We start from the raw sequence: 26,208 nt of genomic DNA, 5'->3' as shown, positions 1-26,208 counted from the left end.
TTTCACAAGTTATCATTCATTAATGTCTAAACGCGAGTAGATTCGTATAGTAAGACATCATGGGTTTCTTCCATGACTTTTATTTCTTGCGTAACCACTAAGCGGCTGATTTACATCATCAATAGGCAATGCTTATAAGTTTTGCAGAACCTTTCTTGCACCTAAAAACAGCCATGAACAAAGAACAAACGGCATTGTTAGGGCAGGGAGTCCATATGGCAAAAGATAAGTGCTGAGTCCCGCTGTTATAGGCACTGTCAGACAAGCTGAAATGATCCCTGACAAAAATGAAAACCGGTTATGTTCACTTTTAAAAATGGCAGATACGGCCAGGATTGTTAAAATTGCATTATACCCGTAAAGACCCAATGTTATGAGAGAACGCTCTCCTCCTAAAAGGAATGCAATGATGATGGCAACTGCATTTCCGATAACTGCATAAAGTCCCAGTTTTCTTCCTGCCCAAAATACGGCTAGAAAAATTAAAATCCCGGATACTGTGTTATTCAGAAAAAATACTTGTCCAATTCCATGAAAGACCCCGTCTACTAAATTGACTCCCCCTGCTGTCTTTAGTTCCCAGTGTGTTAAATCCTGAGGTATCAGGGCAGAGCTTAATTTAACCCCATTTAATTTGTATGAAGCCAGCAATATAAACCATGTCAGGATAACAAAGGGGAATGTAAGAATTGGAACTTCGGTTCTTTTCGTAAAATGCATCATGGCGGCTGTAAAAATGGCTGCTAAGGCTGATCCAATTAAAGCGACAAGCCACATGTAAGGGCCAGTTAAGAATGATGCCAATGCCATTCCTGTTAACACAGAATTATATCCTAATAGACCCTCATTTATAATCTTTTCATCTGCCGCTCCCAATTTCCCTACTAAAGTACCGATAATAGCGGACAACAAAGCGATTATACCTAAATAATAGGAAAAAATAGTAATGGCTATAAGGATTAGAAAGCCGGTCATAACATTCTCAATCAGGATGACTTGAGAGATGCCTTTGAGAGAAGCTGTTATTAAACGGGAAAACACCGCCTCGCTTAATAAATGATGTTTGTTTTTTCGCATAATGAATATTCTCCTTTCTTTTCAAGGTTATATATCTTCAGTGTATCATATATAAATTTTTGAATATATAAATTGACATATATGTAAAAAATGATATACATTTAAAACAGAAGCAGGGGAATCAAATATATTTTCAGTTTTTTAGTTTTTGCGCTTTCAGCTCAGAATGTTAATGAACTGGCTCCCCCTTATATGAATGCTCACCGTTTGGTCGTAATAAAAATACAGGGAGGTTTTGTGATGCAACTATTACCGCGTGAAGTAGACAAGCTTATGATTGTTGTGGCAGCAGATCTTGCGAAGCGACGTAAAGAACGGGGATTAAAATTGAATCACCCGGAAGCAGTAGCCCTGATAACGTATGAAGTGTTGGAAGGAGCACGGGATGGAAAAACAGTTGCGGAGTTGATGGAATATGGAACAACCATTTTGTCGCGGGAAGATGTAATGGAAGGCATTCCGGAAATGATTGATGATATCCAGGTAGAAGCTACATTTCCAGACGGCACAAAGCTTGTAACTGTACATAGTCCAATTAAATAAAATGGATAGGAGGCTATTGAAATGGAACCGGGGCAACTATTTTTAAAAGAAACGGATATCATTTGTAATGTCGGAAGAGCGGCGTCCAAATTGAATGTAACGAATACAGGTGACCGCCCAGTTCAAGTAGGTTCACATTTTCATTTTTATGAAGCGAATGAAGCGCTTCAATTCAAACGAGAAGAAGCATTTGGAAAGCGACTAAACATTCCGGCAGGAGCAGCTGTGCGTTTTGAGCCCGGGGATGAAAAAGAAGTGGAATTAGTGCCTTACGCCGGCGAACGCCGGGTATACGGATTTAATAATAAAGTGGACGGATCATTAGAAAAAGAGGGGAACCAATCATGAGCTTCAAGATGCCAAGAAAGCAATACGCTGAAATGTACGGCCCGACTACAGGGGACTCTATTCGTCTGGCAGATACAGATTTGCTCATCGAAATTGAGAAAGACTACACGACATATGGAGATGAAGTGGTATTCGGCGGCGGTAAAGTTATTCGTGATGGAATGGGACAACACCCTTTAGTTACACGTGGAGAGGGAATAGCAGATGTTGTCATTACGAATGCTGTTGTCTTAGATTACACTGGTATTTATAAAGCGGACATTGGAATTCGTGATGGCAAAATCGCTGGAATCGGGAAAGCAGGTAATCCGCTAATCATGGACAATGTGGATATTGTGATTGGCTCTGGTACAGAAGTTATTGCTGCTGAAGGTATGATTGTAACTGCGGGCGGAATTGACACCCACGTCCATTTTATTAATCCGGAGCAAATCAGAACAGCATTAGCTTCAGGTCTTACCACCCTAATTGGAGGAGGAACAGGCCCTGCTGCAGGATCAAAGGCTACCACGGTTACACCGGGCGAGTGGCATATGCACCGAATGCTTGAAGCGGCAGAGGGCATGCCGATTAATGTTGGGTTTACAGGAAAAGGACAAGCCGCTTCAGAAGCTCCACTGGTAGAGCAAATACGCGCCGGCGCCATTGGACTGAAAGTTCATGAGGATTGGGGCGCTACAGCTTCAGCTATCGATCATGCGCTAAGTGTGGCTGACAAATATGATGTTCAGGTTGCCCTTCACGCGGATACATTAAACGAAGGCGGATTTATGGAAAATACAATGGCAGCTATTAAAAATCGCGTCATTCATATGTACCATACAGAGGGTGCAGGGGGAGGACATGCTCCTGACTTAATTAAATCGGCCAGCTTTAACAATGTTCTGCCGTCATCTACGAACCCGACATTACCTTATACAGTCAATACGGTAGACGAGCACTTAGATATGTTAATGGTCTGTCACCACTTGAATCCATCTATTCCGGAAGATTTGGCGTTTGCTGACTCACGTATCAGACGCGAAACGATTGCAGCTGAGGACATTCTCCAGGATATGGGTGTATTCAGTATGACTAGTTCGGATGCCCAAGCGATGGGACGGATTGGAGAAGTCATTTTACGTACATGGCAAGTAGCCGATAAGATGAAAAAACAAAGAGGAACAATGGCGGGCGACAGCGAGCTTTCGGACAACAACCGCGTAAAACGTTATATTGCCAAATATACAATTAATCCTGCCATTACTCATGGTATTTCCGAATATGTCGGTTCTATCGAGAGAGGGAAGATGGCCGATCTCGTTGTCTGGAATCCAGCATTTTTCGGTGTGAAGCCTGAAATGGTGATGAAAAGCGGCTTTGTTGCAGAGAGCTTAATGGGAGATGCTAACGCCTCTATCCCGACACCGCAGCCTGTTATTTACCGCCAAATGTATGGACAGTTTGGCAAGGCGCTGTCCAGCACTTCCATTACGTTTATTTCCCAGGCAGCTTTCGATGACAAAGTGCATGAGAAGCTTGGGTTGCAAAAAATCATTCTTCCGGTTCGCGGTATTCGCAAACTAACGAAAAAAGATATGAAGCTGAATGGCGAAACTCCTGAAATAACGGTCGATCCACAAACATATGAAGTAAAAGTAAATGGCCAATTAATTACATGTGACCCTGTTGATAAGGTGCCAATGGGTCAACGATATTTCCTATTCTGAGGTGAGAGTCATGATCATTGAACAAATCGTAACAAATCTTGAAAACATGGAAAAAGAGGAAATTGAAAAACGCCATATTGAAAAAGTTTACCTTGAAAGTGCTTATTTAGTAAAACGAATCCAACGGGTGAAAACAGATCATGGCAACGAAATTGGAATACGCTTAAAAGAAGCGCGTGACCTTGTCGCTGGTGATGTTTTGTATATGGACGATAAAAATATGATCGTCATCGATGTACTGTCCGATGATTTATTAGTTATCAAACCGCGCACCTTGAATGAAATGGGAACGATCGCTCATCAATTAGGAAATCGCCACCTGCCGGCGCAGTTTGAAGAGGACGAAATGCTTGTTCAATATGATTATCTTGTAGAAGAGTTACTTCAAGACCTGCAAATTCCATATAAACGTGAAGACCGAAAAGTAAAACAGGCTTTCCGCCATATCGGTCATAGCCATGATTAATATTTTATCTTTACTCCAACTATGTGATTCAAATTTCCCTATAGGGGCTTTTAGTCATTCGTATGGTCTTGAGACCTATATTCAAGAAGATAAAGTCCATGATCAAGCAACGTTCGTACAATGGCTTCATACGTATGTAAACGAGCAGCTCATCTATTCAGATGGGTTGGCTTCCCGTCTTGTATATGAAGCTTTAGAGAACGAAGATTTACAAACAGTATGGAAATTAGATCGCATGTTGACTGTTCAAAGTTTGCCGCGTGAAACAAGAGAAGGAACCCAAAGGATGGGCGAGCGGATGTTAAATCTTATTGAATCCCTATATGATATACCCATTCTTTCAACATATCGGGAGCGTATAAATCAAAAGCAATCGTTTGGACATCCCTCCATTGTATTTACGATTGTAGGTCATCATCTTGGTGTCCCTTCATCAACGACTACACTGTACTATTTGTATTCAGCAGTCTCAAATCTTGTTCAAAATGCGGTACGGGCTGTCCCTCTGGGGCAAGTGGCAGGTCAAAAGACAATTCAAGAATTTCAGACTGTTTTAATCGAAGCAACAGAAAAAATTCAAAGTTTAAATGAAGAAGAATTTGGGATTGTTTCTCCCGGTTTAGAATTATCTCAAATGATGCACGAGCGTGTAAATATTCGTATTTTCATGTCTTAATAAAAAAGGAAGTGTTAGGTATGAAACCAATTAGGATCGGTGTAGGAGGACCTGTAGGAGCAGGGAAAACGATGTTAGTCGAAAAATTAACCCGGCATTTGCAAGATGAAATGAGTATGGCAGTTGTGACAAACGACATTTATACAAAAGAAGATGCCAAGTTTTTAATGAACAACGGGGTGCTTCCCGCAGATCGGATTATAGGTGTGGAAACAGGCGGCTGCCCTCATACGGCAATACGCGAAGACGCGTCAATGAACTTTGCAGCCATTGATGAGCTGGTGAAGAAGAATCCAGACGTTGAACTTATTTTCGTTGAAAGCGGCGGAGATAATCTGGCAGCTACATTCAGCCCTGAACTTGTTGACTTTTCAATCTATATTATTGATGTGGCCCAAGGGGAGAAAATACCGCGAAAAGGCGGTCAAGGAATGATTAAATCTGATTTGTTTATCATCAATAAAACAGATTTAGCGCCTTTCGTTGGAGCAAATCTGGACGTTATGGCATCTGATACGAAGGTTTTCCGCGGAGACAAGCCGTTCGCTTTTACAAATTTAAAAACGAATGAAGGTCTTGATCAAGTCATTGACTGGATTAAGGAAAATGCACTATTAAAAGGACTGGAGTAAGATGGGGGACTGGACAGGCGTTTTGCGTTTGAGCGCTGAAGAAAAAAATGGAAAGACCATTGCGAAAAATGTGTATTTTCAGGGGGCGTATAAAGTCATGCGTCCTATTTATCATGATGAATCAGGACAAGCCTGTTATTATATTTTAAACCCCGGCGGCGGTTATTTAGACGGTGATCGCTATCAAATGAAGATTTCACTGGAGAAACAAGCAAGATTAACATTAACAACCCAAGCGGCAACTAAAATATATAAGACACCGCATACACATGCATATCAGGAAACGGAATTTAACCTTAAGGAAGGCAGTTATCTTGAGTACATTCCCGATCCGCTTATCGGCTATCAAAATGCACGGTATAAACAAAAAAATATAGTATATATTGAAAAAGGATGTACGTTCCTTTATTCAGATATTGTGACTCCTGGATGGTCTCCTAGTGGAGAAAAGTTTACCTATGAGATGCTTCAATTCATTAATGAAATCTATATGGAAAATGAGCTGGCAGTCTATGACCATATCAAACTATGCCCGGCCAAACAAAATATAGATGGTCTGGGTTTAATGGAAGGCTATTCTCACTTAGGTTCCATGATTGTGATCAATGAACAAGTAGATCATGACCTTCTTGATCGTTTATATCAGGCCGTGGATACTCAGACAAAAGAATATAAAATAGGCATATCTTTATTGCCTGTCCCTGGGTTTTCCGTACGGGTATTAGCAAATCAAACACAGATCATCGAAAGTCTGTTTTCCGAATTTCATCATCTCCTCAACCAAGTATGGTTTAACAAAACCCCAAGTTTTTTAAGAAAATATTAACGGTTAAAAAACCAGCAACTGTTCAATTGTTGGTTTTTTTCAGATTCAAGAAGGGGCTGTATTTTGTGGAAGGTACATTATTCTCGGTTTTAATGCTGGCATTAATTTTAGGAATCAAGCATGCGATTGAACCTGACCATGTGATTGCGGTATCGACAATTGCAAGTCAAAGTAAAAAGTTATGGCAAGCTTCTTTAGCGGGCATATTTTGGGGCATTGGCCATACTGTAACATTGTTTATAGTTGGAATCATTGTCATTGTAATGAAGGGGCAAATATCAGAAAAATGGTCGATGTCCTTAGAATTTTTAGTAGGAGTCATGCTTGTTTATTTAGGGATTAAAACGATTCTTTCTTTCAAGAATAGCCCTGTACATACGCATCAACACAAATATCTCCACACCCATCAAAGCAGCGGCGACCATAAGCGCCGCAATAAAAACGTAACGTACTTAAGATCAACATTCATCGGTTTAGTTCATGGTCTTGCAGGAAGTGGAGCCATGGTCTTATTAACGATAAGTACTGTCAAGAGTGTAGAGGAAGCGGCAATATATATTCTTATATTCGGGGCAGGAACAGTTATTGGTATGCTTTTCTTTACAACAATCATTGGAATTCCCTTTGTGCTGAGTAAGAAGCGAGGGGCAATCAGCGGAACACTAGGGATGACGACGGGTGTAATAAGTGCTGTTTTTGGTGTATACTATATGTATAACTTGGGTATTAATGAGGGTTTATTTAACCTTTGGATTTAAAAATAGTATAAAGTAACCGCCATTTAAAGATTGAGGTGAATGATATAAATACTTTAGGGTATGCCATTCTGAGCGTTCTCGGCAGAAGACCTTGTTCAGGATATGAGTTAGTCCAGTACCTGGAGGTAGTGTGGCCGGCAAAACATAGTCAAATATATCCTTTGCTAAATAAAATGGAACAAGAAGAATTTCTTGAATACGAGCATGTAGAGCAAATAGGGAAACCTGATAAAAAAATATACTCCATTACTGAAAAGGGAAAAGAAGCGTTAGAAGATTGGATCGCTGTATCTCCTTCAGATCCAATAAATAGGGACGAATTTCTTATTAAAGTATATTCGATTTGGTTGTTGGAAGAGGAAGATTCTGTAAAACTGATTCAGGATCGAATCAAAAATTTAGAAAAAACAATTGATACCCAATTGAACAAAATGGCGGAGCTAGAAAAAAACAAGGAATCGGATAGCATGTCAAAAAACTTTGGCCGTTATATCTTGATTGATCGCAAATTCAGACTGGCCAAAGAGGAAAAAACATGGTGTCAGAAGGTTTTAAATCTAATAAAAGATAAGAAATTTAATTTTCCCTTTCTGTGTTATGTCAGTGTAGAAGGGATAAATGGAGCGTCACTGCTTATCTAGACAGAAAACGAATATCACGTACATAAAATAAGGCGCCTCAATATAACACAGTGAGAACGCCGCATGTTTACGCCCGCGTTCAAAAAACGAATGGTGCAGAAAAACGAAACGTGCCATTTTTGATAAACAAACGAGGGAACTGCCGGACTGCCCCACAAGATGAGACAAATAAAAAAACACCTTCGAGTTTGAAATCGGATCAATCTTATCCGAAATATGACTTGGAGGTGTTTTTAAATGAGAATCGGGTTACATGGTTTGGTGATGGAAACGTGACTGAAGGGGAACTGAAGATGATTTGGGAAAAGACATTTGCTGTTCATTGGGATGACGGAAGCTATATTGAGTACCCTAATGATCACCATGACGCAATAAAGAAAATAAGAAAGAAGAGGGCAGAATGCAATCACGAGTGAAAAACAGACAACACCAATATATAAATAATCCAATAATCAACTTCGTAGATAAATTAATAGAACTCATGAAAAAAGCGCTTTATGGAATTGCTGGCGTTCTTTTGGTTTTTGTAGTAATGGCAGCTCTATACGTGATTGGGAGTGGAGGAGACGATAAAGCAGGGGATGAATTACGGCTCGGACAGTCTATTACAGGTGCTAATTCTATTGAGAATTTAGAGAAAAACTCCGGTAATTTATTCAACGTTGAAGGGGAGACAATTACTATTTCAAAGCATCAAAGAATAAAAATTATAAAAATTTTAGAAGAAGATAACTTGGCATTAATAGAAGTATTAAGCGGGTCTAATAAGGGCACTCAATGGTGGGTAAAAAAATCATCTATTAGAAGAGAGTATAAATCACGATCTTCGAAAAAGTAGGAAAATAAATATGAAGGCTTTTAATGAATATGCAAAAGGATATTTTGATGCTGAATTATATAGCGCTTAACATGAACTTGAAACACTAGTCAGTATCAGAGAGAGACTAACGGAAACTTTGGGGAAGATAGCATTCTAGTGAAGGGAATTATTTTATTTTTTGGAGGTTATAAATGTACTTTATATCAGGATTCATGTCGTGTTTGCTGGGGCTATCAATGTTATTTTCTGTACAGTTGTTATCTGTTGCTTTTCCTAATTATGTGATTGATGGGATTAGTGATGAAGAGACTTCAGCTTATTTTCAATCATCTGTGTTATTTTATCCTGTATTGTTAATGATCTTAGGTGTAATATTAATTATTGTTCATTTTCGAACAAAAAAGTGAGATTTTGAATAAAAATCACGGTTTTATTCTGAGCAAAGAGAGATGTGAAAATGGTAAATGTCTTAACAAATGTCTTAAAAAATGACAGATTGGATGCATATCCATTATTTAAAAAGTTTTGTTTCCTCAAAGAAAAAGGGTTGCGAAAGGAATCCTTTAAAGCATTGTCCGCCTTTATTGATGAAGCAAAGACGTGGGATAATAATGTACAACAGCATTTTGCCAGTTGGCTATTTGCCTTATTTGAAGAATCAGATAATATTCATCATATACTCGTTTATCCTTTGGAGGAGGAACTTTTGAAGCCTTTACTTGAGAGATGGATGAAGAGTAATCCCGAAGATCCAAGACCATATAGATGGTATGGCGTGTTTTTAAATACTGAAAAACGTGTCGATTACTTAAACAACGCACTTAGACGTGGTGGCAGCAATGAACAATTATCCCTATTAACGCTAATCGATATTTATTTGAATGCTCTTTGGTATTCATTTCATCATATATCTGAAGATTTATATCTTGGCGATATTAAAGAAGATACAGTACTTCTTGCTAAGTCCCGGCAGTTAAATAACAAAGTAGAATGTGAACAAACAAGAAAAAACAATAACGAAGCACTTAACTATTATCAAGATCTATTGAATGACTGGGTGATGTTTAAAGAAGGGCAATCAAAAGGATTTGTTGAATGGTGTGAAAATAAGGGTAGAAACTATTATTGGGTCAAAGCTTATTATTATGAAAAATAACTATATGCGAAAGAGCCTAGTCGGGGTTTATCACTGTTAACGTATTCCTACAGCTGGTTCAGTACATCATCATGTCAACCCGTTAAGCATTCACCAAAAAGGCAAACAGAAATAAAAAATTGGTTTGTCCGCACAGCTTACCTGAATACAATAAGAAATAAAGTATTTCTCGGGAAAGCGCAGGTTTCAACAAGACCTGCCCCGTCCTTCTCAAAAAACATCGGAATGCGCAGTCATGTGGGCGTCTGTCACGGCTTAAGCGCGCCATGAATAGGATATAAAGAGAGAATGGTGAGGTGAGTGTGTTGGAAAGGGCTGTTACTTATAAAAACAACGGACAAATCAATATCATACTGAACGGTCAAAAGCAGGTTTTGGCCAATTCAGAGGCTGAAGCCGAATATCAGGCCGCACTGCAAAAAAATGAAGCCAAACACAGCATTCTGAAGGAAATTGAAAGGGAAATGAACACCCTGGTCGGGATGGAGGAAATGAAGCGCAATATTAAGGAAATCTACGCCTGGATTTTCGTCAATAAAAAGCGTGAAGAACAAGGCCTTAAAGCTGGAAAACAGGCGCTACACATGATGTTCAAAGGAAACCCGGGAACCGGAAAAACGACCGTCGCCAGGCTGATCGGCAGGCTTTTTTACGAGATGAATGTTCTCTCAAAAGGCCATCTGATCGAGGCGGAGCGCGCCGATCTTGTCGGTGAGTACATCGGTCATACGGCGCAAAAAACGAGGGATTTAATCAAAAAAGCGATGGGCGGAATCCTGTTCATCGATGAAGCCTATTCCCTTGCCAGAGGTGGAGAGAAAGACTTCGGCAAGGAGGCAATCGATACATTAGTCAAACATATGGAAGATAAGCGGAACGAATTTATTTTAATCCTCGCTGGATATTCGCGGGAAATGGATCATTTTCTTTCATTAAATCCAGGCCTTCAGTCAAGGTTTCCGATCAGCATCGATTTTCCCGATTACTCAGTCAGCCAGCTGATGGACATTGCGAAACGGATGATGGCGGAAAGGGAATATCAGTTCAGCCCTGAGGCCGAATGGAAGTTGAAAGATCATCTGATGGCCGTCAAAAGCACGGTCAGCCCCGCGAAGTTCAGCAACGGCCGCTTCGTCCGCAACCTGATCGAAAAATCCATCCGGTCGCAGGCGATGAGACTGCTGATGGGAGACTGCTATTTAAAGAATGATCTGATAACCATCAAAAGCCAGGATCTCGACTTGAAGGAAGACGCGCCGCACGTATAATGGCGCGTTCTTTTTTTATTTTCGAGGATTTCTGGCAACCGCTCCCTTCGTTTGTTATGATAGTACTGCTTAATTGACTAACGTTAAGAAAGGAACATGATCATTTGAACGGACAGGACGTCATGAAAGAGAAAGCCATATTAGTCGGATGCCAGCTTCCGCACGTATCTGATGAGCGTTTTTCATACTCGATGGAAGAGCTCGCCGCGCTGACGAAAACGGCCGATGGAACGGTTGTTTCCACGGTCACGCAGAAGCGGAACCGTGTGGATGCTGCTACATATATCGGAAAAGGAAAAGTAGATGAATTGTCGGTGCTCTGTGAAGAGCTGTCGCCCGATGTTTTAATTTTTAATGATGAATTGTCGCCGAGTCAGCTGAAAGCGCTTGTCACAACGCTTGACGTGAAAATTATCGATAGGACGCAGTTGATCCTCGATATTTTCGCCAAACGCGCGCGGACAAGGGAAGGAAAGCTGCAAATTGAGCTGGCGCAGCTGCAATACGCCCTCCCGCGGTTAAGCGGCCAGGGAATCAACCTGTCAAGGCAAGGCGGCGGAATCGGAACAAGAGGCCCAGGGGAGACAAAGCTGGAAACCGACCGGCGTCATATCCGAAACCGGATTCATGAAATCAATGTTCAGCTGTCTACCGTCATTCGCCACAGAAGCAGATACAGAGAAAGAAGAAAGAAAAACGGCGTACTGCAAATCGCGCTCGTCGGCTACACCAATGCAGGGAAATCGACCTGGTTTAACAGGCTTACAGACGCCGACAGCTATGAAGAAAACCTGCTGTTTGCCACACTTGACCCGATGACCCGCAAAATGACGCTGCCGAGCGGATACAGCGTGCTGCTCTCAGATACGGTCGGGTTTATTCAGGATCTGCCGACGACTTTGATCGCGGCTTTCAGATCGACGCTCGAAGAAGTAAAAGAAGCCGATCTGATTCTTCATATGATCGATTCTTCACACGAAGACTACGAGGGCCACGAAGCGACGGTCAAGCGCCTTCTTGAAGAACTTGAAGCCGACGATATTCCCGTTTTAACCGTCTATAATAAAAGAGACCGGAAGCGGCCGGATTTCATCCCTTCTTCAGGGAGAGGGCATATCATGACGAGCGCCAAAATAGACGGAGACTTGCGGCTGTTTAAGCAGGCGGTTGAAGACTATCTGAAAAAGGAACTGCTCGTTCCGTATGACGTAAGGATTCCCGCTTCAGAAGGAAGGCTATTGTCGAGAATCAAGTCTGAGACAATGACGAACAGCACCATTTTTGACGAAGATCGCGAAGCATATGACGTGGAAGGATATATTCTCCCTGACCAAAACATTTTGGGAGAGCTGAAGAAGTATATGTAGGAAAGGACACTGTAGAACATGTTTGAGACATTAAAACACGGAGATCTACTAAAAAAAACGGCGGTGGAGGCTGAAACCGATATCGCTCAGATCCATAAAACAATTGATGAAATCAGTGAACGAAATGAGTGGAGGGTGCTTGAAAGCTACAGAAAGCACAAAGTATCGGACACGCATTTCACACCATCGACTGGCTACGGCTACGATGACATCGGCCGCGATACGCTGGAAAAAGTCTATGCCGACGTCTTCGGCGGTGAAGCGGCCCTTGTCAGACCGCAGATCATCTCGGGAACCCATGCGATATCAATTGCTTTATTCGGCGTTCTCCGCCCGGGAGATGAACTTCTTTACATCACAGGCAAACCGTACGATACCCTCGAAGAGATCGTCGGCGTCAGAGGTGAGGAAAACTCGGGGTCTTTGAAAGATTTCCAGATCGGATACAGCCATGTCGAGCTGACTGAAGAAGGAGCCGTTGATTTTGACCGCGTGGCAGCTTCCGTCACACCGCAGACAAAAGTTGTCGGAATCCAGCGCTCAAAAGGATACGCAGACCGTCCGTCTTTTACAATTGGTGAGATTGAGAAGATGATTCGCTTTGTTAAAGAAGTAAACGAAAACATCATCGTTTTCGTCGACAACTGCTACGGCGAATTTGTAGAAGAGCGTGAGCCGTGCCATGTTGGAGCGGATCTGATGGCAGGCTCGCTGATTAAAAACCCGGGAGGCGGCCTCGCTAAAACAGGCGGCTATATCACCGGCAAGGAAAAATGGGTGAAAGCCTGCTCCTACAGAATGACGTCACCTGGAATCGGAAGTGAAGCCGGTGCGTCGTTGTACACCCTTCAGGAAATGTACCAGGGCTTTTTCCTTGCGCCGCATGTCGTCTCCCAGGCATTAAAAGGAGCCGTGTTCACAGCCCGCTTTCTTGAAAAGCTCGGCTTTAGGACGAATCCTTCGTGGGACAGCAAGCGGACCGATTTGATCCAGTCTGTCGAATTTTCCACCCCGGAGCAGATGATCGCGTTTTGTCAGGCCATTCAGTACGCTTCTCCTGTCAACGCCCATGTGACACCATATCCGAGCTATATGCCGGGCTATGAAGACGATGTCATTATGGCGGCCGGCACTTTTGTACAGGGAGCAAGCATTGAACTATCAGCGGATGGCCCTATAAGACCGCCTTATGTGGCATATGTCCAAGGCGGATTAACCTATTCCCATGTGAAGAATGCGATATGCAGTGCTGTGGATGCGCTCATGAAGCAGGGATTAATGTAAAGAAAATAAAGAATATTTTCATGTAAAGAATCCTTACATCATGTTGACACATTATATAACATCACATATAATAAATTTATATAAGAAAAGGAGGAAATTGAGATGAGTGATAAAATTCGCCGCTCAATGCCCTTATTTCCGATAGGTATCGTCATGCAGCTGACCGAACTGTCCGCAAGACAAATTCGGTATTATGAGGAAAATGGACTGGTATTTCCTGCAAGAAGTGAAGGGAACAGACGTTTATTTTCATTCCATGATGTAGATAAGCTGCTCGAAATTAAAGATTTGATCGAACAAGGTGTAAACATGGCGGGGATCAAACAAATTTTCGCCAAAACAGAAAACGAACAAAAAGAAGACAAACAAGACAAGCCGAAAAAAGCAGAGAAACACAACTTGTCGGATGAAGAACTGAGAAAACTGCTGAAAAACGAGCTTATCCAAGCAGGCCGTTTCCAAAGAGGGACGACATTCCGCCAGGGAGACATGTCCAGGTTTTTTCATTAATTTGTTAGCAACTGCATTGCTATATACATTTACCTTTTAGAGGAGGAGTTTTACGAATGGCAAAGTATACAAGAGACGATATTGTTAAACTAGTAAATGAGGAGAATGTAAAATATATTCGCCTTCAGTTTACAGACATTCTTGGAACGATTAAAAACGTTGAAATTCCTGTGAGCCAGCTGGAAAAAGCACTTGATAATAAGGTTATGTTCGACGGCTCTTCAATCGAAGGATTCGTCCGCATTGAAGAATCCGATATGTACTTGTACCCTGATTTAGATACATTTGTGATTTTCCCGTGGACCGCCGAAAAAGGTAAAGTAGCCCGCTTCATCTGCGATATTTATAATCCGGACGGCACGCCGTTTCAAGGCGATCCGCGCAACAACTTGAAGCGCATTTTGAAAGAAATGGAAGACATGGGCTTCTCAGATTTCAATCTTGGACCGGAGCCGGAATTCTTCCTGTTCAAGCTTGACGAAAAAGGCGAGCCTACCCTTGAACTGAACGACAAAGGCGGATACTTCGACCTTGCGCCGACTGACCTTGGCGAAAACTGCCGCCGCGACATCGTACTTGAGCTCGAAGAAATGGGTTTTGAAATCGAAGCGTCTCACCACGAAGTTGCACCTGGACAGCACGAGATCGACTTTAAATACGCTGGAGCCATCCGCGCTTGCGATGATATCCAAACGTTCAAGCTCGTCGTTAAAACAATCGCGCGCAAACATGGCCTGCACGCAACATTCATGCCAAAACCGTTGTTCGGCGTAAACGGATCAGGCATGCACTGCAATCTATCACTCTTCCGAAACGGAGCCAACGCTTTCTTTGACAAAGACACTGACCTTCAGCTGAGTGAAACGGCAAAGCAATTCATCGCCGGCATCGTCAAGCACGCAACAAGCTTTACAGCTGTGACAAACCCGACTGTCAACTCTTACAAGCGCCTAGTTCCAGGCTATGAAGCACCTTGCTATGTGGCATGGAGCGCGCAAAACAGAAGCCCATTGATCCGTATCCCGGCTTCCCGCGGCATCAGCACGCGCGTAGAAGTCAGAAGCGTAGACCCTTCTGCGAACCCGTACCTTGCTTTGAGCGTACTTCTTGCAGCAGGACTTGACGGCATCAAAAACAAGCTTGAAGCACCGGCTCCGATCGACCGCAACATCTATGTCATGACAAAAGAAGAGCGCCTCGAAAACGGAATCGTCGACCTTCCTGCGACACTCGCAGACGCTCTCGAAGAATTCAAATCAAACGAAGTCATGGTCAAAGCCCTCGGCGACCATCTATTCGAACACTTCGTCGAAGCAAAAGAAATCGAATGGGATATGTTCCGCACACAAGTCCACCCTTGGGAGCGCGAGCAGTATATGTCTCAGTATTAATCTAGGAATCCCTTGGCACCAGCGGTGTCAGGGGGTTTTTGTTTTTGTGGGTGTTTCTAATATTTTAAGAGGGAACATTAATCACCCACAAATCACCCACAAAAAATCAATAAAAAAATTACTCCATTATCGTGGAGATATACTCTTCATATCTATTCATCGAATCCATGTCAATCTTTTTGCTGACATGAGAATAAATATCGGATGTTACTTGAATACTTTTGTGGCCGAGGCGCTCCTGAACACGGCTGGAGAGATCTGAACAGCTCTGTTTCGAATTTTGAGGATGAAGAAACGGACAAGCTTCTCTTTAGAAATCTATGAAAGGGCTATGTTGTATTTTAAGGGGAAGAAAGCATGACGATTATTCACTAACACTATTCGGATACTGAAATGAAAAGTATCCTCGACAGCATGATCATTATTGTAGATATGAGGAAGCAAAAGGAATCAGCATTTTAAAGAACTCAGGGTCAAAGAAATTAATATGGAACTCAGCTTCAAAAAGGACACCTATTATGAAATAAAACAGCGTACAATATATCGTATAGCAACAGCACTCGGAATAACCTGAGTGCTTTTTTGCAGTTAGCATTTGTGTGGGTGAAAATTCCTGTTTTATCGTTAGGTGGTATATTTTTCAATATGACTATGTTAATCTCGTTAAAGGAGGGATAATAATTTGAAAACAAAAATAGTAAGCTTGCTACTTGTATTAAGTTTAGTCTGCGGATTTGCACTTCCATCTTATGCTAAGACATCGATGAATGAAAAGGCAAAAACTAATGCTTCTGGAATTAATGTTATAAGCCAGTCTGAAGATGAAGCATCTTATACACTTGAATACGGTGGAAAACAGTATCTTATTGATCAAAAAACATTAGATAAAGGAACCTCTAAAGAGGCAATCAAAGTTGATCAATATTTGTTAACTGATGGACATAAAACACTAGTTGATTCTGCTACAGTCAGTCTTTCTAAGGAATCAAGCAAGATGTCAATTCAAGCAAAATGTAGAGGGAAACAAGGTGCTTCAGTAGAATATCCTTTAGTCAAGATGCATTTGAATTCATGTACAATTAAAAAATTCTTGAATATTGTTGAGGATGCTGACGGTATTGCAGGGGCTATCGCTGGGATAACAGCATTGGTAAAGAAAGTACCTGGGATTTCAGTATATGCTGGAGCAATTGCAGGGGCAATGTTTGCTGGTAAGTATGTTATAAAAAAAATATCTGATAATGGAAAGTACGGAATTTCTTATAATTGGGTACCTGGTACCATTTTTATTTTTCCTTGGAGAAATGGTTAATAATTGAGGTGATAATGTCAAATGAATCGTATATTGGTCTCAATAGCTATTATTATATTTTTAATTGAATATATTGTAGCCCCACTTACAGATATAGATACCGGAAAATACGGCACGTTTATAGGCTTAATATTATTGAGTATTGCGGTTCTAAGATTATCTGATAATGAAAAATCATAAATTTTTGCAGAGAGCAGATTTCAATCTGCTCTCTTTTTGTTTATTTTGTTAGAATGAAAACGACAATTAAGCGACAAAAAGAAGCATAATTGATTATTCCTGAAAATGAAGTCGCTTATCACATCCATGATCAAACCGCTGCTATGTCAGTTTTTTTTGAGCCGAACGCCAATACAAAGTCAAACAGCGTTGAAATGTGTGTCGAAAAAGACGGCAGGATTCACAGTGAAAACGGTTCAGAATGCTGTTGAATTGGTCGCCGATCTGTGCAAGCGTTACGCCTTTCTACAGAAAAAATCGTTCGCTATTATGATGTGACAAACAAAAACTGTCCGGCGCTGTGGGTGAGTGATTCAAGTCAGTTGGTGACTTTCAAAAAAGTTGATGCCCTACTTGGAAATAAAACTGTCTCAAAGACAACATCATCCACGAGCCAGTCAAGCAAATCCACAGGGACCATTCTGAAAAAAGGGGCGACCGGTTCCCAGGTCAAGGCGCTGCAGAAACGTTTGATTGCCGCAGGCTTCTCACTGCCGAAGTATGGGGACGATGGCTCGTATGGCAATGAGACGGTGCAGGCTGTTAAAGCCCTGCAAAAGAAAGCGGGTATCGCGGTGGATGGAATTTACGTACTGGCGACAGAAAAGGCGCTTGCAGCTATTGAAGCGAAAAAGAAAAAGCCTTTCTCGAACGGCAAAAAATCATCCTACCCGCTGCCGTCTGGCATCTATAAAGTAAAAAGCCCGTTGATGAAGGGAACGGCCGTCCGCCAGATTCAGAAGGCCTTAGCTACCCTCTATTTCTATCCGGAGAAGGGCGCGAAAAATAACGGTATAGATGGTTATTACGGGCCGAAAACGGCAAACGCGGTCAAACGGTTCCAGCTGATGTACGGGCTGTCTGCGGATGGTATTTACGGGCCAAAAACGAAAGCAAAACTTGAATCATTATTGCAGTGAAGACAAGGTCTTCTATCTCGAGAACCTTCTTATACTAATCTTTTATCAGATAGAAAATTAAAAGTTCGTAAAATTTTCAAAAGGAGATTTTCCATATAGTTGGTTTATATGTTAATATATTACTTGTAAATATAAACTATAGGAGGTTGTTTTTGGTATGAAAAGTATGAAGGCTAGGGTGTTAATGGTTTTTTCAGTATTTGCACTCCTAACCACAGTAGTATTGACTACGCCAGCGGCTACGGTACAGGCAAAAAATGCAACAGAAAGTTTGATCAATCATCAAGAAGTTAGCGATGTTGTGCAAAATGTTGATGAAAAAGTCATGGAAAAAGCGAAAAAGTTTGTAAAAGAAGCATTGAAAACCAATGATGATTTTACATATTCTGTAGACCGTCAAAAAGCACTCCAAATTGGTTTTTCTGTAGATCAAGTAACAAATATGGCGATGTTTTATGAAAACTTGCCAACAGAACAAGTGAAATTTTTAGAGGAAGGGAAACAGGTTGCGGTAAAAGGCGATAATCAAATCAAGCCTATGTTTGTGCCTGCGTTACCATGGGTTGTATATATTTCGTTGCAAGAGTTAATTGCAATTTTAACAGCTGTGGGATTAGCTGGTGTTGCTCAAAAGTTCTTAAAAGACATTTACACACATGGGATTAAAGAAGCATGCAAAAAGTTTTCAAAAAAACATAAGAAGATTAAAGCCTTCTGTGAAAATAATGGATATCCAACAAAATAAAAATAACTCCTGGATTAGTTCCAGGAGCTTTTTTATAAGTAAATCGCCAATAAAGCCGCTAAGACAGCCATAATAAAGTAATCACTACTATCCATTTTCGTGCCGTTTTTAACAAAAACATTTAAAGCCCAATTCAATTTTGTACCATCGACCGTCTTTGAAACAAATTTTTTGCCGATATTGTAATACAGCACGTTGAAAAAGGCGTATGCAACTGAACAAAGCAAATAGAGCAAGATAAACTTACCAAAAAACAAAAGCATTGCTGGTCACTCCCACATTTTGAATTCTTTAACCAACAACTTGATTTTACCAAAAATGTTTATAATAGAAAAGGAGACGTTTGTAACATCTTCACCTGTCAAAAGAGGAATTTTTTCGTGATAACTATAGACTTGAGTATACAGTTTGTAGCAGGACTTGACGGCATCAAAAACAAGCTCGAAGCACCGGCTCCGATCGACCGCAACATCTATGTGATGACAAAAGAAGAGCGCCTCGAAAACGGAATCGTCGACCTTCCTGCGACACTCGCAGACGCTCTCGAAGAATTCAAATCAAACCTTCGTAATCTTCGATTCTATCTTGGTCAAGTTTCTTACTGATATTGGGAGTAAACATCAGCTGCTTTTCTTAATATATTTCATGTCTGTACCTGAATTCCAAGAGTAAAACCACGTGTGTTAGGCGAAAAGTGTGGTCAGCTTGGAATGACGCGGCAAAAGTGACCAAATACTGATTGGAATGAATATGTTATATTTAGGGGAACAATAAGCGAAGGGGAAACTATTAAATGTTTGAGTTGGATAAGATGATAAACAAAGTAAACGGCCTTAAAGAAGAGCACGCAAAGGGAACCCTTAAGGTTATTTGCGGAAAACTGGATAATCTAAAACACGCGGGTGGTCAATATACAGAGAAAGAATTTGTTGAAGATATTCGATCAATGATTGAGGATTTTCCAGAATTGGATAATAAAGAAGAGAATAATGAATAAAAAACCCTTCTTGCAAGAAGGATTTTTTTTATAACAATACCACACCGACGACATATACGATCGATTTAGTTATAAACAATTTTTTTAAAACGGGAGGTTTTGAAAAAGCGAAATAGTAATAACTAAGGTTGATAAAGAGCCCAAAGATATCAAAGATACAATTTTTCGGTTGTTTTGCTTTTTTGGAGATTTACTTAATTCATAGATTAATGCACTCCATAAAAGTATGGATGCCAAAATAATAATACTCATATACACATAATCCTCCTTTTTATGGTTAACATTGTCATCGATTTTACCACATTTAGGATTGAGATGTCGATGAAATAAGCATCTTTATTTCATTCTTTGACTGAAGAACAAAACCGTTTGTTTTCAACTCGGACATTATAGTTCCTTCGGAGTTCTCACTATGAACACTGGCATTCACTTACTCTCTAGTATGAGTTCCTTATTGAAATGTCTTTATTTCTTTTGTTGTCGAAAATGAAATGAAAACCTATCATATCCAGAACAGAAAGAGGCATTGAAACAAAAAGGTTAACAAAATGAGGTTGCAAGCTGCAGCCTTTTTAGTTTGAAAAAAGTTAGTACAAATGGAAAGAAATCATCCAACACACTGTTGGCCGGCATCTTTAAAGTGACAAACGCATGAAATGAAAGGAGCGGCTGTACGTCAGGTTCAGGAAACGTTGGCTGTTCTTTAGCTCTAAGAGAGCAAGGTATTGACGGCAATACGGTCAGAAAGCGGCGGGACCGTCACTGATGGTATTTACGGGTCTAAGACAAAAAATAGAAAAGTTAAATTACACAACAATTAATAGAATGAAGTATAAGCAGATAAAAATTTTGAACGAAATCTGTTGAGTTGAAGGGAAATTAAATTGGTCTTGAGGAATAAAAAGCTGATTTAAGAGGGAAAGAAACAATGCTGCTGAAAAACAACTATTGACATATGTAAGTAAATAGAATAAATTAATTATTGTTATAAAAAACACCTAATTTTATTATAGCACACAAGATATAAAAAGTCAATGTTTTTTTAAAAAAAGATGCTTTTGAAAGGAAGAGAGGTTATGAACTTATCTCGTTTTTTGAATTCCATTCAATTATCCCCTCAATCAAAACCTATGATGGAACTGCTTGAATTAAATGAAAAAACAAAAGAGCATGGCTTGATCTTAACACCCAGCGATATCAAAACATTAATCGTTTATAGAAATAAAGTGCTTCATGATCATGGACGTATAGAGCTGGGGATTGAAGTACTAAAGGAATTAATTGAGGTGTTTGCTGCTTCACCCTATATGGATGAGGATCATGATGTCGAAACGTTAATCGAGCTTCAGGAGATTTTTTATTATCTCAGAAATGAAACAGAAGATAAGATAGGTGACATGAAACTGATTCATCAGATGATGGAGTGTTTTAACGGACCTTCTGCGGGGTCTTTAGAGTTATTAAGAAGTAAAATGGAGGAACTCGCGGAGAGTTTCAGAAGAAATACGATGAGAAGTGAGTCTTTATATAAAGGTGATGAATAACATGGGAAAAGAAAATACTTTAAATCGCTATGATTTGGTTTCAAATTTTACGATTGATAAATCAAAGTTAAAGCAAAGCCAATTTATGTTGTCGCTTCTAAAAGAAGGCCAAAGGGTTGGAGTTATTACCAGCGAAAAAGCTTACAAGATACAGGTAGAGATTATGCAAATCCTGCAACGATTGATAGGCCAGTATACCAAAGGGGAAAGTACGTCGGTTACTACAGAAACGGCGGAAGGGATTATGGTTTCCCTCATGTATGCAATAGATGCTTATGCTCTCCATTTTGAGAAACCTGAAGAGGTTATCGTACATTTACGTTCTGATAGTATAAAAAAAATATATACCAAAGGTGTCGAATTACTTCACTGTTATTTTGAAGAAGCTAAACAATTGTATCAAGACGTAAAAAAATTAAAGTTAGATGTGCCTGTTGATGCTTATAATTTAACCATTGACGAATCGTTACCTGTATTTATGAATCATTATAATATTATTTTTGAAGCTCAAAATACGATGGCGAGCATTGACTATCCTTTAGCTATTGACAACATGGAACTGCAAGGTGTTTTTTATATTAAACAGTATTTAGAGCGACTGCTGATAGAAACGAGATTCTGTCACTTTTTTAACCATCACGATCTAATGTATATCTTGACAAACTTCGGGAGAATATGCCGCTTTAATTATCGCATAGAACTTTTTAATATTTTTGAGTTAATGATAAACAATGCTGTTTTTTCACTGCTATCCGGGGGCGAAGCCAATCAAGTCAGAATTTCTGAAGTTCAATATGACAGGTTGAGTCGGTTGTTAAGTGATTGCCATGCTGATAAAAGGGCAAACTTGATTAACGAAGCATTTGATCGGTTACAGCGGGATTTAAAGACAGATCAAACGATTACTGATTATATCAATTTGTATCGCAATGAATGTATTCAAAGGGTAAATAACGCTGCGGAAATTGATGGCTTCAAAATGTTGATCATCAGAGAAATTGAAGAGAGAGAAAAACCAATAGCGTTAATGTTAAATGAAAATGATCGCATGAGTGATATTGAAATGCGGAAATTGGTGGATTGCATCATGGAAAGAAAAAACACAGCAGAAAAAATATCGCTGATCCGCGATCATTTTGTTTCACTGCATGATTATTTGGATTTGCTAAATTCGGGATGTCTGTTTGACGACGAATATAACGCACTTTTTGCTACGTTTGGGAATTTTGAATTGGCCATTTTTGCGAAAATTGTATTTTATGAAGAATTAAGAGGGGGAATCCTCAATTTCATTGACATTGTTGCTGACTGCTCTGAAGCAAAGAGCGAGTGGGAAACATATTATATGAAATTTATTAAACAATTAGAAGATGAGCGCATTGCAACGATTGGACAGCTCATCAATGATATTGACTATGAGGAGATATCGTTTTATTAAGTTAAAGACGTTTTTATAAGTTTTTACAAAGGAGAGTCTAAAGAAAGACGAAGATAAATAACAGCACTCGATAAATGCAATCTTATCCCGCCAAGAAAGTTATTTTTCAACACAACTTAAAAGCTTAAAGTAATTCTACTCCAACTTGCTTAGTGAATTTTACTTTTATTCTCTCTTCTTCTCCAATACTTACAACCATGAAATTTTCAACTTTCTTAATGCTAGTTACGTTTTGAAAAACACCTGTAAATACCGCGAAATCTTTATAGGTTATATCCAGGCTGCAAGTTAGTTGATAAACATCCAGCGTCAAGATTAACTTGAAGTTTTGATTATCTTTATAAGTATAAATAAATTCGCCAGCCTCTGGATCATCAGCTATACTGGCTGGCTCACTCTCAAAAAGTTCCAGTAAATCGTATTCTTATATTTTATAAACATCCAAGTGACTCCTTAAAAATAGTGATATTACTGTAATAGCGTCTCTATTTTCACTTGAAACTACTTTAATCTCTTTTGTTTCATGGAAAAAGCATAATAATGAATAATTTAATACGAAGGATTTAGTAATAAACAAATTAAAACGGAAGTTTTTGAAAAAGCGAAATAGTAATAACTAAAGTTGATAAAGAGCCCAAAGATATCAAAGATACAATTTTTCGGTTGTTTTGCTTTTTTGAAGATTTACTTAGTTCATAAATTAATGCACCCCAAAAAAGCATGGATGCTAAAATAATAATACTCATATACACATAATTCTCCTTTTTATGGTTAACATCGGCATCGATTTTACCACATTTAGGATTGAGATGTCGATGAAATATTCATCTCTATATCATAGCATAATCAATCAAAATTAAAGGTGCTCAAGAGATTTCTTGAGCACTTTCATACATCCTGATCAGGCATTCATATCGCCTAACCCGGGACTATGTTCATTCGGTATTTCCGGAAGCACGGGGACAGGAAATCCTGCGGGAGGCTCTGTTACTTTTAACTCTCCGCCATTACGGCTTGGAGATTTTCCTTGATAGATTTCTCCGATTCTTGTCTCATCCAACCTGAAGTTAAACTGGGCATTGTGGTAGCCTAATTCAACAAACTTTCTGCACTCGGGATATTTATTAATGTCGTAATTCGGCACAGGAAAAAGGTTCGCCCAGTCAACCCCCAATGTCTCAAGGGCTTTGGCAAACGCATTTTGGTGAGCATTGTCGCGTACAATAAGAAAAGCAAGGGTCTCCCGAAATGTCTGATTAGAGCTCATTTCATAGATCCTTGTTTTTTGCAGCACGCCTGTCGACTCAAGAACCAAGTTATCCAGCAGGTCGGCAATTAAGTTTCCGTGGTTATACACCCAAGATCCATTCCACGGATTCCCCCCTGCATCAACGGGAAGAGAGCTTTGCGCCCCGATAATATAATGATGAGGATTAGCATTTTTAATCGCTTCATTGAGGGGAGCCTGATCTGCACCTTGATTGCCGGCTCCTTCGCCGCCTGATTCATCTAATAAAGCATTAATTGTACTTTGTACCAGTTCAACATGAGCAATTTCCTCTAAGAAAATGCCCCGGAGCAGGTCACGGTATTGTTTCTGTTTTCCCCTGAAATTTGAGCTTTGAAAAAAAAACTGCATCATCGTACGCATTTCTCCAAAATGTCCGCCTAAAATTTCCTGCAACACTTTAGCGGCTGCCGGGTCTGGCTTGTCCGGTTTAATGATATTTATAAGTTCCTCTTTGTAGTAATACACAACATACCTCGCTTTTAAATGATTGATTTCTTATATCATTTGTAAGAGAAGATAAAATATACAGATATTTTCTTCTCAGCAAGAAATAAAACCAGAATGAAAAAATCACAAATAAAACACGAAAAAAATATATAAACAAGAGAGCCGCAAAATAATTCCTATTTGAACCCGACTTATTCGAATTTTCGGAAAGAGAAAACGGCGAAATTGATAGACGGAATGGGCGGATTGATGAACTTACAAAAAATCCCCCTGGATTTTCAAGGTTTTTTTGTTAGTTAAACTGGTCCCGAAATGCTCATATCGATCATAAAAGTCTGGATTTTCGTTGGTAGTTCATTAGAAATGGGTTTTTATAGCCAGCGGCTAATTATTTGCGGATTGAAATTTAGTCCAGACCAAAAAGGACTTTCATAACCGAACATTGGAATGCTGGTTCCTTTTAGAAAAAGAATTGGCTATGTTGGTTTTAAAAGGAGAGAAACTTTTTTTGAAATCTTAAGTTCAGTCATGTCTGTCGTAATCGTTTATTAAAAACCTTAAACAAAGGTGTAGACACTGGTCAATGTACAATATCAGGATCGTACTAAAAAACAGCAATTTTCCAACACAAGCTACATATTTTATTCAGCATTCTATGCAAAGTTCCTCTTGAAAAAGAGATGACTACAACTTGTCAATTCTGTTCATTTTTCCATAATTTCTGACTATCCACTATGTATACTGCATTTGGGGGATTATCATATACTGAGCTTAAATTATAAAAAGTATTCAACCAGGTTATTTTTGCATGCAGCTTTAGTAAGTTTATCAAGCAACTGTTCCCTGAATCCCTCTTCAATTACCTAAAACTACCTGTTAATTGAAATGGAATCCAGCGATTAAGTGAGCATTTGTGAGATAATCGTATAAAACCGAGGGAGGCGAAGTAACTTTAATCAAGTGTTGGCTTTTTACATAATCTTTGGCGTTTGCATTGTTACACAACAATACTATAATGGTATTGAGTGACATGGATCAAGAAGGTTAATTAAGTAATATGTGTAAATTATATTGAGTGAGTTTGTTTGTAAAATATGTAAAAAAATTGAACATTCTTACCTTCTTTATTGTCTTCACGTATAAATATTAAAATTATTTGAAAAAGAAGGGGCAATAGGGAAGGAGGTTGCTTTCGAAGGCGATTTCACGATTCGCCCTTCTGAGTCGTTCAGATGTCTTTGGATTTAAGGAAAGCAAAATTGAAGTCAATCTTTAGAATAGCCCTAATCCATATCCATTATTGTTTTCAGAGGAGGAATATTAAATGAACATTCGGGAAATCGAGCTTCCGGGAATCGGATATAAGTTTGAAATCTTTACAAAAAATCAGGATAAGTTGGTCATTGTAATCCATGATGACGGCCGCAGAGAAATTTATCATTTTGATGCTGACGATCATGAAGAGGTTTTGGTCAGTGCTACTTTTAATGATTCTGAAGCCAGAAAAATTGCAAGTATATTAGGAGGTATGGCATATAAACCTAAAGCTTTAGAAACTGTAGAATTTGCCTTTGACGATACAATCATTGAATGGTATCAAGTAGAACCCAATGCACCTGCTGTAAATAAAACGATTGGCGAAATTGATATTAGAAATAACTTTGGAGTTACTGTTATTGCTGTTAAGAAAAAGAACAGCAAAAAGTCACACAATCCGGGATCTGATACAGTTATTGAAGCTGGCGACACATTGGTTGTTTCAGGAGAAAGGCAGCAGATTAAAGAATTAATTAAAAAGCTGTTATCAACCTAAGGAGTGGAGA

26 protein-coding genes and 2 pseudogenes are annotated in these 26,208 nt (G+C 39.6%); 24 read left to right on the top strand and 4 right to left on the bottom strand.

From position 1 onward, the window contains the following. Positions 1-132: 132 nt before the first annotated feature. Positions 133-1,077: an urea transporter gene (locus M1E06_RS11870; RefSeq protein ID WP_020451533.1), complete on the bottom strand. Its 945-nt coding sequence runs from the start codon at positions 1,075-1,077 to the stop codon at positions 133-135. A 240-nt stretch (positions 1,078-1,317) separates the two neighbouring features. Between M1E06_RS11870 and M1E06_RS11865 the strand changes: the two genes are divergently transcribed. From M1E06_RS11865 to M1E06_RS11775, 19 genes are all read left to right on the top strand, one after another. Beyond that, the gene (locus tag M1E06_RS11865; protein ID WP_020451534.1) at positions 1,318-1,620 is read left to right on the top strand and encodes an urease subunit gamma; all 303 of its coding nucleotides are present in this window, start codon (positions 1,318-1,320) and stop codon (positions 1,618-1,620) included. A gap of 21 nt (positions 1,621-1,641) precedes the next feature. Then, positions 1,642-1,968 (top strand): urease subunit beta, encoded by a 327-nt coding sequence (ureB, locus tag M1E06_RS11860; protein ID WP_020451535.1) that lies wholly within the window; start codon positions 1,642-1,644, stop codon positions 1,966-1,968. Beyond that, positions 1,965-3,677, top strand: coding sequence for an urease subunit alpha (ureC, locus tag M1E06_RS11855; RefSeq protein WP_020451536.1), 1,713 nt, complete (start codon positions 1,965-1,967; stop codon positions 3,675-3,677). Before ureB ends, ureC begins: the two co-directional genes overlap by 4 nt. A 10-nt stretch (positions 3,678-3,687) precedes the next feature. Continuing rightward, a complete protein-coding gene (gene ureE, locus M1E06_RS11850) occupies positions 3,688-4,143 on the top strand; it encodes an urease accessory protein UreE (RefSeq protein ID WP_020451537.1) in 456 nt (151 codons plus the stop codon). Next, entirely contained in the window at positions 4,136-4,819 is a 684-nt protein-coding gene (locus M1E06_RS11845; RefSeq protein WP_020451538.1) for an urease accessory protein UreF, read from the top strand. The genes ureE and M1E06_RS11845 overlap by 8 nt, the downstream gene beginning before the upstream one ends. Before the next feature lie 20 nt (positions 4,820-4,839). Continuing rightward, on the top strand, positions 4,840-5,451 hold the full coding sequence (gene ureG / locus M1E06_RS11840) for an urease accessory protein UreG (RefSeq protein WP_020451539.1): 612 nt from the start codon (positions 4,840-4,842) through the stop codon (positions 5,449-5,451). A gap of 1 nt (position 5,452) precedes the next feature. After that, positions 5,453-6,277: an urease accessory protein UreD gene (locus M1E06_RS11835; protein ID WP_095290576.1), complete on the top strand. Its 825-nt coding sequence runs from the start codon at positions 5,453-5,455 to the stop codon at positions 6,275-6,277. A 65-nt stretch (positions 6,278-6,342) separates the two neighbouring features. Continuing rightward, on the top strand, positions 6,343-7,035 hold the full coding sequence (locus M1E06_RS11830; protein WP_130569533.1) for a HoxN/HupN/NixA family nickel/cobalt transporter: 693 nt from the start codon (positions 6,343-6,345) through the stop codon (positions 7,033-7,035). 35 nt (positions 7,036-7,070) lie between these two features. Further along, a complete protein-coding gene (locus tag M1E06_RS11825) occupies positions 7,071-7,676 on the top strand; it encodes a PadR family transcriptional regulator (protein ID WP_075213268.1) in 606 nt (201 codons plus the stop codon). A 400-nt stretch (positions 7,677-8,076) separates the two neighbouring features. After that, positions 8,077-8,514 carry a hypothetical protein gene (locus M1E06_RS11820; RefSeq protein WP_026579677.1) on the top strand — a complete coding sequence of 146 codons (438 nt, stop codon included), beginning with the start codon at positions 8,077-8,079 and terminating at the stop codon, positions 8,512-8,514. A gap of 439 nt (positions 8,515-8,953) precedes the next feature. After that, positions 8,954-9,652 carry a hypothetical protein gene (locus tag M1E06_RS11815; protein WP_035338627.1) on the top strand — a complete coding sequence of 233 codons (699 nt, stop codon included), beginning with the start codon at positions 8,954-8,956 and terminating at the stop codon, positions 9,650-9,652. A gap of 302 nt (positions 9,653-9,954) precedes the next feature. After that, complete coding sequence (spoVK, locus tag M1E06_RS11810; RefSeq protein WP_003182136.1) at positions 9,955-10,920, top strand: stage V sporulation protein K; 966 nt, start codon at positions 9,955-9,957, stop codon at positions 10,918-10,920. 122 nt (positions 10,921-11,042) lie between these two features. Further along, complete coding sequence (gene hflX / locus M1E06_RS11805) at positions 11,043-12,287, top strand: GTPase HflX (protein WP_422677746.1); 1,245 nt, start codon at positions 11,043-11,045, stop codon at positions 12,285-12,287. 18 nt (positions 12,288-12,305) lie between these two features. Further along, positions 12,306-13,571 (top strand): methionine gamma-lyase family protein, encoded by a 1,266-nt coding sequence (locus tag M1E06_RS11800; protein WP_035338631.1) that lies wholly within the window; start codon positions 12,306-12,308, stop codon positions 13,569-13,571. A 102-nt stretch (positions 13,572-13,673) separates the two neighbouring features. Continuing rightward, a complete protein-coding gene (locus M1E06_RS11795) occupies positions 13,674-14,081 on the top strand; it encodes a MerR family transcriptional regulator (RefSeq protein ID WP_003182143.1) in 408 nt (135 codons plus the stop codon). Between the two features lie 56 nt (positions 14,082-14,137). Continuing rightward, on the top strand, positions 14,138-15,472 hold the full coding sequence (gene glnA, locus M1E06_RS11790; protein WP_020451550.1) for a type I glutamate--ammonia ligase: 1,335 nt from the start codon (positions 14,138-14,140) through the stop codon (positions 15,470-15,472). 682 nt (positions 15,473-16,154) lie between these two features. Beyond that, positions 16,155-16,784: a hypothetical protein gene (locus M1E06_RS11785; protein WP_035338636.1), complete on the top strand. Its 630-nt coding sequence runs from the start codon at positions 16,155-16,157 to the stop codon at positions 16,782-16,784. 446 nt (positions 16,785-17,230) lie between these two features. Beyond that, positions 17,231-17,923: a peptidoglycan recognition protein family protein gene (locus M1E06_RS11780; protein WP_186440169.1), complete on the top strand. Its 693-nt coding sequence runs from the start codon at positions 17,231-17,233 to the stop codon at positions 17,921-17,923. A 157-nt stretch (positions 17,924-18,080) separates the two neighbouring features. Further along, positions 18,081-18,668: a hypothetical protein gene (locus M1E06_RS11775; protein ID WP_020451551.1), complete on the top strand. Its 588-nt coding sequence runs from the start codon at positions 18,081-18,083 to the stop codon at positions 18,666-18,668. A 32-nt stretch (positions 18,669-18,700) separates the two neighbouring features. Here M1E06_RS11775 and M1E06_RS11770 read toward each other — a convergent pair whose 3' ends face one another. After that, entirely contained in the window at positions 18,701-18,931 is a 231-nt protein-coding gene (locus tag M1E06_RS11770) for a hypothetical protein (RefSeq protein ID WP_009327761.1), read from the bottom strand. A 132-nt stretch (positions 18,932-19,063) separates the two neighbouring features. Between M1E06_RS11770 and M1E06_RS11765 the strand changes: the two are divergent. The 4 genes and pseudogenes from M1E06_RS11765 to M1E06_RS11750 form a co-directional block, all read left to right on the top strand. Continuing rightward, positions 19,064-19,231: pseudogene (locus M1E06_RS11765) on the top strand (type I glutamate--ammonia ligase); the annotation flags it as partial. A gap of 230 nt (positions 19,232-19,461) precedes the next feature. Continuing rightward, on the top strand, positions 19,462-19,665 hold the full coding sequence (locus M1E06_RS11760) for a hypothetical protein (RefSeq protein WP_023857616.1): 204 nt from the start codon (positions 19,462-19,464) through the stop codon (positions 19,663-19,665). A 1,076-nt stretch (positions 19,666-20,741) separates the two neighbouring features. Further along, on the top strand, positions 20,742-21,209 hold the full coding sequence (locus tag M1E06_RS11755) for a DUF6323 family protein (protein ID WP_020451555.1): 468 nt from the start codon (positions 20,742-20,744) through the stop codon (positions 21,207-21,209). A 1-nt stretch (position 21,210) separates the two neighbouring features. Then, positions 21,211-22,647 (top strand): DUF6179 domain-containing protein, encoded by a 1,437-nt coding sequence (locus M1E06_RS11750; protein ID WP_025810909.1) that lies wholly within the window; start codon positions 21,211-21,213, stop codon positions 22,645-22,647. Positions 22,648-22,771: 124 nt separating this feature from the next. On the opposite strand, the pseudogene M1E06_RS11745 reads toward M1E06_RS11750, so the two are convergent. Beyond that, positions 22,772-23,088 (bottom strand): annotated as a pseudogene (locus M1E06_RS11745) (hypothetical protein). Positions 23,089-23,548: 460 nt separating this feature from the next. Next, positions 23,549-24,403: a manganese catalase family protein gene (locus M1E06_RS11740; RefSeq protein ID WP_020451558.1), complete on the bottom strand. Its 855-nt coding sequence runs from the start codon at positions 24,401-24,403 to the stop codon at positions 23,549-23,551. A gap of 1,306 nt (positions 24,404-25,709) precedes the next feature. Between M1E06_RS11740 and M1E06_RS11735 the strand changes: the two genes are divergently transcribed. After that, positions 25,710-26,198, top strand: a complete 489-nt coding sequence (locus M1E06_RS11735; RefSeq protein WP_020451560.1) for a cation:proton antiporter regulatory subunit — start codon at positions 25,710-25,712, stop codon at positions 26,196-26,198. The last annotated feature ends 10 nt before the right edge of the window (positions 26,199-26,208 follow it).

The organism is Bacillus sp. AK124 (assembly GCF_053903085.1).
Note: the sequence above shows the minus strand (reverse complement) of the source record. Positions and strands in the feature narration are given on the sequence as shown.

Coding starts and splice junctions, on each gene's coding strand:
- M1E06_RS11865 (WP_020451534.1), top strand. CDS start 1,318: ATGCAACTATTACCGCGTGAAGTAGACAAGCTTATGATTGTTGTGGCA.
- ureC (WP_020451536.1), top strand. CDS start 1,965: ATGAGCTTCAAGATGCCAAGAAAGCAATACGCTGAAATGTACGGCCCG.
- M1E06_RS11760 (WP_023857616.1), top strand. CDS start 19,462: ATGTTTGAGTTGGATAAGATGATAAACAAAGTAAACGGCCTTAAAGAA.
- M1E06_RS11795 (WP_003182143.1), top strand. CDS start 13,674: ATGAGTGATAAAATTCGCCGCTCAATGCCCTTATTTCCGATAGGTATC.
- ureB (WP_020451535.1), top strand. CDS start 1,642: ATGGAACCGGGGCAACTATTTTTAAAAGAAACGGATATCATTTGTAAT.
- M1E06_RS11735 (WP_020451560.1), top strand. CDS start 25,710: ATGAACATTCGGGAAATCGAGCTTCCGGGAATCGGATATAAGTTTGAA.
- ureG (WP_020451539.1), top strand. CDS start 4,840: ATGAAACCAATTAGGATCGGTGTAGGAGGACCTGTAGGAGCAGGGAAA.
- glnA (WP_020451550.1), top strand. CDS start 14,138: ATGGCAAAGTATACAAGAGACGATATTGTTAAACTAGTAAATGAGGAG.
- M1E06_RS11755 (WP_020451555.1), top strand. CDS start 20,742: ATGAACTTATCTCGTTTTTTGAATTCCATTCAATTATCCCCTCAATCA.
- M1E06_RS11800 (WP_035338631.1), top strand. CDS start 12,306: ATGTTTGAGACATTAAAACACGGAGATCTACTAAAAAAAACGGCGGTG.
- M1E06_RS11815 (WP_035338627.1), top strand. CDS start 8,954: ATGGTAAATGTCTTAACAAATGTCTTAAAAAATGACAGATTGGATGCA.
- M1E06_RS11770 (WP_009327761.1), bottom strand. CDS start 18,931: ATGCTTTTGTTTTTTGGTAAGTTTATCTTGCTCTATTTGCTTTGTTCA.
- ureE (WP_020451537.1), top strand. CDS start 3,688: ATGATCATTGAACAAATCGTAACAAATCTTGAAAACATGGAAAAAGAG.
- M1E06_RS11845 (WP_020451538.1), top strand. CDS start 4,136: ATGATTAATATTTTATCTTTACTCCAACTATGTGATTCAAATTTCCCT.
- M1E06_RS11775 (WP_020451551.1), top strand. CDS start 18,081: ATGAAAAGTATGAAGGCTAGGGTGTTAATGGTTTTTTCAGTATTTGCA.
- M1E06_RS11750 (WP_025810909.1), top strand. CDS start 21,211: ATGGGAAAAGAAAATACTTTAAATCGCTATGATTTGGTTTCAAATTTT.
- M1E06_RS11870 (WP_020451533.1), bottom strand. CDS start 1,077: ATGCGAAAAAACAAACATCATTTATTAAGCGAGGCGGTGTTTTCCCGT.
- M1E06_RS11820 (WP_026579677.1), top strand. CDS start 8,077: ATGCAATCACGAGTGAAAAACAGACAACACCAATATATAAATAATCCA.
- hflX (WP_422677746.1), top strand. CDS start 11,043: ATGAAAGAGAAAGCCATATTAGTCGGATGCCAGCTTCCGCACGTATCT.
- M1E06_RS11835 (WP_095290576.1), top strand. CDS start 5,453: ATGGGGGACTGGACAGGCGTTTTGCGTTTGAGCGCTGAAGAAAAAAAT.